6 protein-coding genes are annotated in these 12251 nt (G+C 33.4%); 1 reads left to right on the forward strand and 5 read right to left on the reverse strand.

Annotated elements, in window-relative coordinates:
- Positions 1-287: 287 nt before the first annotated feature.
- Complete coding sequence (locus AMQ68_RS25285) at positions 288-446, reverse strand: hypothetical protein (protein WP_160317978.1); 159 nt, start codon at positions 444-446, stop codon at positions 288-290.
- Between the two features lie 926 nt (positions 447-1372).
- Here AMQ68_RS25285 and AMQ68_RS06360 point away from each other — a divergent pair.
- Positions 1373-2035: a S24 family peptidase gene (locus tag AMQ68_RS06360; RefSeq protein ID WP_054509729.1), complete on the forward strand. Its 663-nt coding sequence runs from the start codon at positions 1373-1375 to the stop codon at positions 2033-2035.
- An 81-nt stretch (positions 2036-2116) separates the two neighbouring features.
- Here AMQ68_RS06360 and AMQ68_RS06365 read toward each other — a convergent pair whose 3' ends face one another.
- The 4 genes from AMQ68_RS06365 to AMQ68_RS06380 all read right to left on the reverse strand — a co-directional run bounded on the left by AMQ68_RS06365 (position 2117) and on the right by AMQ68_RS06380 (position 12246).
- Positions 2117-2887: a hypothetical protein gene (locus AMQ68_RS06365; protein ID WP_123905622.1), complete on the reverse strand. Its 771-nt coding sequence runs from the start codon at positions 2885-2887 to the stop codon at positions 2117-2119.
- A gap of 259 nt (positions 2888-3146) precedes the next feature.
- The gene (locus AMQ68_RS06370; RefSeq protein ID WP_123905623.1) at positions 3147-6320 is read right to left on the reverse strand and encodes a hypothetical protein; all 3174 of its coding nucleotides are present in this window, start codon (positions 6318-6320) and stop codon (positions 3147-3149) included.
- Positions 6321-6424: 104 nt separating this feature from the next.
- Positions 6425-9388, reverse strand: coding sequence for a PKD domain-containing protein (locus tag AMQ68_RS06375; protein ID WP_054509732.1), 2964 nt, complete (start codon positions 9386-9388; stop codon positions 6425-6427).
- Entirely contained in the window at positions 9385-12246 is a 2862-nt protein-coding gene (locus AMQ68_RS06380) for a hypothetical protein (protein WP_054509733.1), read from the reverse strand. The genes AMQ68_RS06375 and AMQ68_RS06380 overlap by 4 nt, the downstream gene beginning before the upstream one ends.
- Positions 12247-12251: the final 5 nt, after the last annotated feature.

Here is a 12251-nt window from a genome sequence, read left to right on the forward strand (position 1 = left end):
ATTTCACCTAAAACAATAGAACTAAAAAGCAAAAAACCGTTTTTCACCTTAGTACTTTATCTACAAATTGAACTTGAGAAAGAGGTCAAGAAAACCCTTTAATTCATCTGGTTGATGGGGTTAGCAGGATAGTATATAACTTTGAATCCTTTTCTACCTTTTTTTTAAATATATCATTTCAAGATCTGCTTCATGAGTGCATATTCGCTCTAAAAGATGATCTTAATGAGGTTCAATGCAGTATAAAATTCAATACAAAGATTTATCTTTGTTTCACGACTGACAAGCTAACTCTGAAGAAGAATGTTATAGATTGTTCTTTCAGACAAAAACAACATTTCTGTTAACTCGGTCACAATCACTTTCATCTGTTTACTTTGATTACGTTTTACATATTCAACAACAAAATCTTTTCTTTTCTCTACTAATTCTTTACTACGTTTCATTTTTTTATGGTTAAATGTTTTTTTAGTTTAAAAGTTTTTTTTTCTGAATTAGACAAGTTTTCGTATTTCTTACATTGCTACCGTTTGATTGATTCCATAGGAATCCCTAAAGGCAACCTTTAAGCCTTTGAATAAATGTCTAATACATTATTTATTTTTGGTTTTTTTAGAAGTCGACACCAGGTATTCTCTAATAGAAATGATACCCTTACTTCTTTGGTCTACATTTTACTTTTTGTAAATAAATCTATTAATGCTTATAAGAAACAGAGGTTCTACAAGCAATTAAATAGCTAGCATTTACTTTTCGTAATTTGTTTGTAAAAGAGCGCATTGTTCTGTTTTGGGTTTAAATGAGCTTTACAATAATTAAGCTTATCTTCCAAGTTTTGTTTACCCTTTAGGATGTACTAACAATCTTACTGACAGCTATAATTAATCGATATTTTATATGCTAAACAGTAGTGTGAGTCTACATTTTTTGGTTTGCTTTTTTATTTAAAAAAAAGCAAAAGGGCTAAACGTTTATTTTATTTTTTAGACAATCAAAAATAAACGCATTTTATTCACCTATACAATCATCCAAATACGAACAAAAAGTAATTTAAATTAATAAAAAGCGAATTTTAAACTTTTTTAAGTTGCAAAAAATTCATTTTGTTTTAATTAACGCTGGATAAAATAAAATTTAATTACAAAACGTATTAATTATAAAACTATTGTTTAACCGTTTGATTAAAAGATTTTTTACAACCCAAATAAAGCTTTTAAATATTACGGCAACATTAAATTATAAATATAATTTTGTATATTTGTGCTGTTTCATCGTTAACAACGAAACAAATATACGAACATTGTTCGTTTTTCAAAATAAAAAATGAAAATTAATCGCACTTTTTTTAACAAATAACTATAAACATATCAAAATGACCTATTTAGAATTCAAAGAAATTAGAAAGAAGCTAAAAATGAAGCAGGCTGATATAGCAAAATCTATAGGTGTTGGTACTAGAGCCGTACAATATTGGGAAAAAGGCGAACGAAAAATACCGGAAACAACAGCTTATTTTGTAAACAATTTACTACAGGAACAACAAAAGCAACTAAATGATAGTGCATCTCCTGTTGTTTTTTCAAATTTAAAAGTGATGAACGTTCCGCTTGCAAACCAATATGCACAAGCCGGCTATTTGAATAGATTTGCAGATGAAGAATATATAGACACCTTGCCAACCATTCCTTTTGCTGACGATGTAGAACACCGAGGCGAATACATGTGTTTTGAAGTGAAAGGAGACAGCATGGACAACGGATCGTATGAAAGCTATTTAGAAGGTGACATTATTTTATGCAGAAACATTAGACAAGATTACTGGATGAGTAAACTGCATTATGACAAGTGGGATTTTGTAATCGTTCATAAAGAAAAAGGAATTTTGGTAAAACGAATCATCAACCATGATGTTGAGAAAGGTATTATCACTCTTCATTCTCTTAATGAATATTACGATGATATCGAAATCCATCTTCAGGATGTTGCAAAACTGTTCAATATCATAAGTACAAGACGTAAAAATAACAGAAGATAATTTATTAAAAAAACTTGCTTGACTGAATAAAATCCTCAAAAAAATTGAGGATTTTATTGATGTCTTTTCGGATAAATAATGTTAAGATGCAGGACATTTTAAATCATCTACAACAACTCCTATCTTACCAGTTGTTGGTTCTACATTATAAATTAAAGTCGGGGTTACATTTGAAAACCTTATCCATCTGACTCCACTCTCTTGAAACTTACTCGGTATACTTATAATCTGGCCGAGATCTTTTATATTATCTATTGTTGCAGCCATACCATTAGTCAAATAAATTAAACTTCCTTCCGGATTATCGGCACTCAAAGTTACTTTAGTCTTCCAACCTGCTGCATCACAAAATTTATCCGTTAAATCATCACCCATAGCCAACCAAAAAGCATCTAAAAGTTTTCGAGTACTCCATCTTCCAGAGGTAAACTTAACAACACTCGACCAATCTGAGACTTCAGATGTAGAGCAATGTTTTCTTGCTCTGATATAATAAACAGTATCTGGCTCAATAGTACCGTCATTCATTTCAATGTATTCAGTGGGAGTGTAATCATTTTCCATAATAATTCTAAAATGAACAATATTATTGAATTGGTCATTTTTTGCTATTTGATATTCTACCGCATAAAAATTATTATCAATGTCTACTTTATAGTCCATCATAATTTGATCATTCGCTCCCAAATACACATCCTTAATAATTGGAGCGTCACAAGATGTGAGATTACACTTGTCTACCTGAAAAAAGAATGTCTTCTCATCTTTAGCTCCATTTATATTTAATTCTACTTTTAATTCATATTGATCCGCAGATTGAATGTCTGGAAGACTTACCTCATCTCCACTCAATGGAGGTGGACTTTTAGTATACTCAGTATAAGGTGCTGACGGATTTAAGGGGTCATTAACCCTATATTTAAAAAGCGCAGTTGAGTTAGGTGTAATTGGTACAGTAGGTTTATAATCATACTCCATCTTACATGCAACCTTGCATTTTGCTAGTCTCATTATATTATTTTTTATTAGTTAATTTGATGTATAAGGGATGATTCTTTAGTGCATAAATCATCCCTTTAAAAATATGTGTCACACAAAATTTTAATTAGCCTTAACGATACACATTCACTTTTAATATGTCAGATTTAGCAAATGCTCCACTATCAACATCCACAGCCGTAAGTTGGAACTCATAATCTTCAACCACTAAATTCTCAACTTGAAGAGTAAGTTTATTGACTCCAGTAAGTTTTACTACCGGACCTTTTAATTGTGCCCATGAATAGATAAGTGATGATGACCCTTGAGCCTCCCCATTTAATTTAAAACTCACCTCCTTTAACCCAACTGTTGTAGGTCCCGTTGCCTTAACTGTAATAGTAGGAATAGTATATTGGCAGCAATTTTCATCTGAGAATCTGATACTTTTTATCGTAACAGAAGGGGCATCATACCAACCTTTTATCTCTAAATCCTCCGCACATCCTTTGTTACTTACTTTCACTTTTATTACAGGAATATCTTTGGAACTCACGTTGTATAGTGTATGACTGGCATTCCCACTAGCATCAGGATGTAACGGAACCTGATTCCCATAACTTCCAAAATCGCAGATGTAATCATAATTTGTAACGTTTTGTCCGCTTGGTGAGGAAACATTAAAATGTACAATTGTTTCATTGGAACCTGTGATTGGATAATCAACCTGGTAAACCTTGACTATAACGTCTGGCTGCGTAATAACCTTAATACTGCAGTTGGTTTGTTGCCCATTTACCGTAAAATGAATAACCTGACCATGTAAACTCTTATCTACCGATTTCGGATCAAAATAGTATTGTACTCCGTCTAATTTTACACCTTCACCAATATCCGCTTTTACAATCCCCCCCACCGGAGATACATTAAAAGGTATACGATCAGCTCCGGAACAAATGACATCCTTTATATCAGCTTTAAAACTTAATGCAACTGGTGCATCATACCAATCTCTTATTGAAATATCCTGAGTACATCCGCCACCATTCACTTTTACCTTTATTGTTGGAATTCTTGTTGGAACTACATCGTATAAAGTATATTTAATAAGCCCTTTAGAATCAGGCTTTAGAGCGACCCAACTATCATTATCCCAAAAATTCCCGCTATATGTATAATCCATAATATTTTGTCCGTTATCTGCAGAAACGATAAGATTTACAATTGTTGCTGTTGAATTACCTTCAGGATAGAATACATAATCAACCACCACCTTTACTTCAGGCTCTGCAATAACCTTAATACTACAGTTGGTTGGCTTTCCATTTACCGTAAAGGCAATTGCCTTACCATGCAGACTAACATCTACTAATTTTGGATTAAAGAAATATTTCCCATTAAATATTTCCACTCCATTCAATTCTGAGTCTGCAACAGCTTTTACAACGCCACCTACAGGAATCACTGTAAAAGGAATACGATTAGATTCAGCACAAATAACGGTACTTGGTAAACTTAACGCAGCTTCAATTTTTGGAGTACAGCAGATATATGGAAGTGAAAAATCTGCAACAACACTCGTCCCTACTCCATTGTTATCATAAACCATCACAAAGGTTCCTCCTCGTTCAACTCCGCGTTTATGTTCTAATCCTGGATGCTTTTCAACATATTCATTGAAATAGGCTTTAGACATATCTTTATTAGCTTTTAGCTCTTCAAAAGATAAAACCATAATATCGAACCCGAGCTGTAGCTTATCCCTGATTTCTTTTATTTGCTCAAAAGCCTCCTCGTAAGACATCCCCTGATGCCCTTCGATGTTATAAAACGAATTTTTATCTATATTAAAATGTAAAGGTTCTTGTATGTGTCTATCTGATGACAGCCAACCTGTATAATATGCCAAGTTATTTCTAAATGATCGATTATTTGTTTTGTCAAAATTCCATGCCTTTAAAAATTCTTCTGAAGTTTGGTAGTAAAAAGGAATCGCTTTATTGCTCAGAGGAGTTAATTTTTGTGATGGAGTAATTTTAATCTGTGACTTAATTTCCGGTCCAATTTCAATAGGAATCGGATACTTAAAACTGCGTACCTGCTGACTAAAACGATTCATTAACACTTTAACTCTCTCTGTTGCTTTTTCATCATCCAAAACAGGCGAATTATAAAACTGATGCCTTGAGAAATCTAACTGAGTATCCTGCATTAATTTCCCAAGCATAATGTGTTTAGGAAAAGAGTCTAAATCCGGAAAACCTTTAGTAAACGATTGAGGAAGTAATTTTATAATTTCAGAATAGGTATTCATTACATCTTTCACAACATCATAAGCGTATTGAAAACCTGCTTGCTGAGTAAAACATTGCTGTAAAACATTTTTAAAAGCTGCATGATTAACAATACTCTGAACTCCCATTATTTCTGATATTTTATTAATTTTCTCAAAAATAAACTTCCCATAATTATTTTTTTCTAAAGCAGCAGAGTATAATCCTTTTAAATCAGAAGAAGAAAATTTCATATCAGCTCCTTTTTCTAAAATAAGGCGTTCCACAATAACCCGTTCTTGTTTTTCATCTCTCAATACATCTTCAATAAACAAAGGATGAGGCTGAACACGATCTTTTCTACTTCGTTTACCTTCACCAGTTATAGGATCAATTATAAGACGATCTTCTCCAAGAATTCTAACGATTCCTTTTGCAGTAGTAACTAATACTTTGAGGTTTCGAATTTGTTGAACTCCATGATTATCACAATCAACTCCTCTGCAAGGTTTAATATCTTTTTCATAATCCTCCAGATATAACAACACGTATTTATCTTGTAAATTTGAAAGATTACTAATGGGTTGAAAATCATTATTTGTTTCTTCAACTGTTGCCAATTCCCAAAGTTCAACCTGTTCTAATCCTTTTTCATCATAAAATGAAGGATACCCTACTTTAAAATTATCATATACTTTAAAATGCGTATAATTTTTGCTTTCTATGTTGATTGTTTTCAAATCACTCATATACAACTCCTTACTCACCTCACTTGTATTATTCAGGGTAAGCAAATCTCCATCAGTGGTAATAGCCACTCCCTGAGAAAGCTGTACACTGGTCAAAATCTTATTTGTATACATAAGATTCGGCTTGAGACCACATACAATACCTACTCCCTGGAGCATCACCTTAGACAAACGATCCTGATCTTCAAAAAAACTCAAAAACTCGTTGAACTGAGTATGCTCTATATATTGTCCTTTGCTGAATTTTCGGTATTGAGTTGATATATTACTTAATTGATTGTTCATTATTATTAATTTTTTAATGATTGATTAAGATCGTTTAATAAACTCCACAGACAGTATTGCTATCCATGGAGCTATTATTAAACAATTTCTCCTTTCTAGAATTATTATCTTGTATCACCCGTACAAGGGTTTATTTGTAAGAAGTTATCTGTTGGATAATCATCGTAAATCGGAACTAAGCTATCAGCAAGGAATATCTGAGTCCAAGCAACTCCGGTATGGCAGGTATTCAACGCACATTCAAGAGAGAAAGTTATAAATCCATCTGATGATTTTGCTGCAATCTGTTGTGCTTCATCTTGAGAAATAGTAATTTCACTAGCTCTATCAGGACCTTGATAAGTTTGCTGATTATACCCAGAAGGAAAATTATGTTTATCATTGCTTCCGTTTGTATTACTTAAGAAGATATTTCCATTTTCACTACCTCCTATAGTTAAACCATTTCCTTTTAAATTAAAAGTAGCACGATCACATGTATGACCTTTTTGTTTTGGATGTTTTCTACCATTTATATATTGAATAAGAATCCTCATACCTGTTAAACAAGCAATCGTAGATTGTCCGGTTAATGTTAATGGTCTTAATTTATAGACTGTGCTACAACCATTGATATTGGTTACTGTAAGCGTTGGATTGAAAGTATCTTCTTGCCCTGCAATCAGCTTATAGACATGAGTTTTCTTATTCGTTGGAGTTTCGTTAGGAACAATCTGGCTACCATCGTTAAAGTCCCAAGTAAACGTAAGGCCTGAAAGATCTCCAACCACATCAAATTCTACTTTTGCATCCGGGTTTGTTGTATCCGGATTTGTTGTAGGAGCTTCATACGTTACCGTACCAGATGCTACAGATACGATTTCCGGATTTTTGTGTACTATCATTTGAGTTTCCACAGAATCATCATTCACTGTAAAGGTAATTGTCTGCCCCAACTGAGTTGAAGTAACCAAACGAGGATTAAAGTAACTTTGCCCTGCAGATTGCGTAATGGCTGATATCTGAACACCATTTACAAATGCTTTCACTTCTCCATTTGCCGGAATAACTGTCATTACAATCGGGTCATCTTGCTGACACAACTTAGCACTTGGCAATATCAGGGATACCGGTTCTTTTTTAGAACAGCATAAGTAAGGCAATGAGAAATCTGCCAGAACCTGATTATTGCCTTCAGAATCATAAATTAAAACAAAAGTCCCACCAGGTTCTACACCCGCAACATGCTCTAAACCTGATTTCCTTTCTAAAAACTCACTTAAAAGTTCGCTTACAACATCGTCTTTTCTAGGATTCTGTTTTACAACATTCACACCTTCTCCCTCTTTCGAAAATTCAGCTTGGTTTAGTAATCTTAATTTTTCGTCTAATTTAGAAATATTGAGTAAAGTACTTTGCGTAGCCTCTTTCTTGTTACTGATATCACTGGAAATTGATGTCAATTGTTTTCTTAGATCCTCTATTGATACCGTTTCTTTTTTAGTGGGTTCGGTAGGCTTTCCATCTTTTTGCAAAACCAATGCAATAACATCAAACGCTAATCCGTATTTAGCTTTAAGATCATTGATGTTTTGTAAAGCTGTTTTGTAAGGCAATCCTAGATGGCCTTCAATTCTATAAAAGTCATTGTTATCAATATTATAATCCAGTGGATTCTGAACAAAATCATCCCCGGCTAAATTGGTTGTATGGTAACTTAAATTATAAGCTTCTCTATCCGTTTTTGTTTTCTCAAAGTTCCATTGAGTTAATAATGGTTTATCTACCTTATAATAATATGGAATTGCTTTTTTCCCCAATCTTACATAAAGATTAGAAGGGGTAATTTTAATAGCCCCGTTATATGATTGAAACCCGTTTATTTTCTGTACAAAACGATTGGCAAGCATCACGACTTTTTCGTAATTCTCATCATCATTTGTGGTTACAGGCGAATTGTAAAAACCGTGGCGGAAGCGGTTATGATCTCCTAATTCAAGTCTTGCACCTACAGCACCTAGCATAAGGTGTTTAGGGAATGATGCTATACTTGGGCAACACTCAACATCCAGATGCAATACCAATCCTTTTATTTCATTATAGGTATCAATTAAATCTTTGAATAAATCATATCTATATTGATAGTCGTCTAAGCCTCGTCCTGTAAAGGAGAATAAAGAATTCAGTTTTTGAATGAGCGATTGCCCCCCAAAGTTAACACCTACGTTAAAAGTACTTGCAATTGCATTAAAGCCATCACTTAATTCCGCAATAGCACTAATGGCATCTTGAAATTTTGTTTTTAAATCGAATGCTGTTTTAATATCAGCATCCAGAACAACTCTTTTGGCCTCTATGTTAGGTAAGTGATCAAAGAGTTCTTCATAAGCATCATGAGCCTTAAAAATAGAATCTTTTGCATCACCTCTGGCAATAAGATTTGAAACAGACTCTGAATCTGCTAACAGCACCTTAAGATTAGACACTTGTTCTGCTCCAGTATTATCACAATCAGCATCCTGACATGGAGTCTCATCGTTGGAGTAGCTTTCTAAATACAGAATTATGGTTTTGCCATATATATTGTCTATCTCTCTTACAGGTTTAAAATCTCCAACATTCTTACCTAAGGCTTCATATTCTTTCGGTGTAATCAGTTCCAAAAGGGGAATTTGCTGATCTCTAATCCTAAAATGTTTATATTGTACTTCATCAATATAATTTCTATAATACTTATAATTATCAGCAGCAAAGTCTATCTTCACCCCTGATGATTGAGCTCCTTTTTGACGTAATGTTATCAAGTCTCCGTCTGTGGTAACCCCAGCACCTTGTGTAATCCAAATAGTATTAAAATCAATCTCTATATCTCCAGGTATTTTTTCCTTTGATGCTTGAGGTTGTAAGATGTCATCTATGTAAGTAGATTTAAAACCACATACTACACCCACTCCACTCAGACGTGTTCTTGAAAGCCTATCCTGATCTTCGAAATAGTCTATAAATTCGTTTAATTGCCCTTCTGTTAACGCTTGATTTTCGTTGAACTTTCTATATTGGGTTGTTACATTATCTAATTTAGTATTCATTTTTTATCAATTTTATATATGTTTGATTGTCCTAATATGATTTTTCCGTCTAGGGTATTATCATCATCTATTGCACAGTCCAGAAGTCTTGCCGGTCGGTAAATATTGTTTAAATGACTAAGAGCAGTCAATAAATCCGTAATGCTGTTTCCAAGATTAACAATATTGTTTTTTGCTTTATCTGAAAGGTATTTTTTAAAAGCAACTTCAAATTCAGCCAAATCATTTTGAGCATCTTGTTTTTCGCTCAATCGGTCTCCAACCCAGCAAATTTTTGCTAAAACATGGGCCGGAATCTCCTGTCTGATGACTGTTTCTGCATAACGTCTAAAATCAGGATCCTGAAAACGATAGGCAAAACCAGGGAGAACAACACTTACACGGTAAGAGTAAGGATCAAAGACATCTATTTCGCAGTCTTCTTCACAAGAAGACATGAAGGCTTCCGAGTATTTTATTGGGGTTGTTGTAGGATTGTTTCCATCCAAGTCATACATTACTTTAAAAGTCCCTCCTATAGACATGCAACCAATACCACCCATGAGTTTATAATCTTTAGTGGTTGGCTTTAGTAACAAATGTTCAATAAGGAAAATACCTTCTTCAGTAAAATTATATTTAAAATAGCTCACCGTCTCCTTAATTCCATCTTTCAATTTGTATATATCCGGATAAGGATTTGTTCTTTTGTGAGTAGCCATTACATTTTGCTTAATGGGATCATCCACAATATCAAAATAATAATTACCTCCGGCCGAAACACGAATTTTTATATTCCCAATTAAGTCATTCTTTAATTGACCTTTTTCTAATTCTTTTAATGCATTTTCAAGATCTTCCTGGTCAATTTGAATGGTTTGATAAATCGCTTCATTTAAATTTTTAGTTGCAGCATATTCAATTTCGTATGTGTTTACAGACGATAAGATAATATTACTGCTTGTATCTTTTATTTTCCAGGTATAGCTGGGTTTATCATTACTATTTATTGTTTTAATGATTGAAACAGGCGATTGAGACACATTCCTATGGGTATAATCTTTAATTCCCAACAAACGGGCTATTCTTTTTTGTACACCAGAAACATTATTGGTATTCCAAAGATCTGAATTCGAAAACAATGTGTAATTATAGCCCAACCCTCGGTCTTTACTTAATGATGTATACTCCTTTAAGAAGGTTTCTTTATTACTTAAGACAATTTCGTCAGTAGATTTCCCATACAAGGATTTCATCAAGAAAGTATAATCACTAAAAGTTTCCGCAAAACGCGAGATCAAATGATCCAAAACTTCATTTCGACGTTCTACACTATTATCCAGCTCTTCGTACAATGCGTCTGTAAGCAGGTCATCAGGATCTGTAAGTTGATCATCTTTATCGGTAGCATAATTAGAAACCAACTCATCAAAGCCTTTAATATTTTTAAGAGTTTGTGTAAAAAATGTTCTTTTTAAATCACCATTCACACTTAATACTTCTTTTACTTTTTCAAGATGTTTAAAATAGCTGGCAAGGATTTGATCGAAAAATAATAAATAACCTTTTAATTGTTTTGCCAAAGCCTCTCTCTCCGGAGTCTGATTTCCTATAATTCCTGATATTCCTACTCCATAAGTATCTGGAAATTCATTTAAGATAGTAGCATAGTTTGCTATATCGTATGAAGTTCCTTGTGGTAAAGCCAATTCTTTATTTAGCCTTGCATCCTCTCTAAGTACATCTTCTTCTCTTTTAAGAGTTTCTAAATAATCCTGAACTTTTTTGTCATTGATATTTAATGGAAGCGAACCTTTACTGTAACTAAACGAACTTAAATCGCACAGTTCCGGTTTTTTACCTTTTTCTATACAGATCAGCCAGTCGTTTGTTTGCTTGATCACATTATCGCAACCTGCAATAGAAATTTCATGAATTTCTTTAACACCCTCAATTTTAATAATTTCGCTGATGATATCAGAAAGACGAACTTCTTTTTTTAATTGGCTATTCTGGAGCTCTTCACTATCAATAAAACCATTATCTAAGAGTGGCCCTTCAAAAATTTGATCTGTTGTCTGCCCTCTTTCGAGCAATTGTTTTAATGAATAAAAATGAACTTCCGGAGCTAGGTAATTTTTAATTGTTTTTAATACTTTAGCATGTACAAGTTCTTCATCAGCTTTGTTTACAAGTCCGATACGAGCACATACAGCAACTTTTTGGGTTTCGATTTCTTTTATTTCAGCTAAATCCTCACAAAGGCCTCTATTGGCATGGTATCGATCTAATATTTCAATATTGGTATTCGTTTTTCCGCATTTCCTACCTTTACCTTCATCTTCAGGATCAACATTCTCAGGATCAATATCTTCAGCATAATCTACATAAAGATCATAAAGCCCTTTTACGTTGAAATCTTTTGTTTTATCTCCAATAGGCTTAAAGTCTAATTTTCCGGTTTTGCAGTCAACATATAATTTTTCAGTTTTAGGAACCAACCAGCAATTGCGGATTGGCCTTGTATGACCTGCCACCATGTTGATATCTATAAATAACTTCCTATAGTCAAGTTCAGTTAAAGGTCTTGAAGGCAAAACCTCTGTAGCCTTTAGAAACTGTGTATGAATATCTTTCTTTTCATCTTTGGAAGCTAAGATATCTTCCATGTTCAGGTTCATTCTCATACCAAGATCTGTTATGGCATAACTCAACACTTCCAAAGTGGTAATACCAGGATCATGAGAGTTATAATCGGTCCAGAGTTTCCCTCCCAATCCTTCTATGTATTCAATACCTGTTTTGCGTAGAAAATGAAAATCGGTTTGATCCTCAGTTTCTATATTTTTTGCTATACTAATATGCTTATTTTCTGACATGATTA

Origin of the sequence: Chryseobacterium sp. ERMR1:04 (assembly GCF_001297705.1) — a bacterium.
In the GTDB taxonomy this organism is placed as follows: domain Bacteria; phylum Bacteroidota; class Bacteroidia; order Flavobacteriales; family Weeksellaceae; genus Chryseobacterium.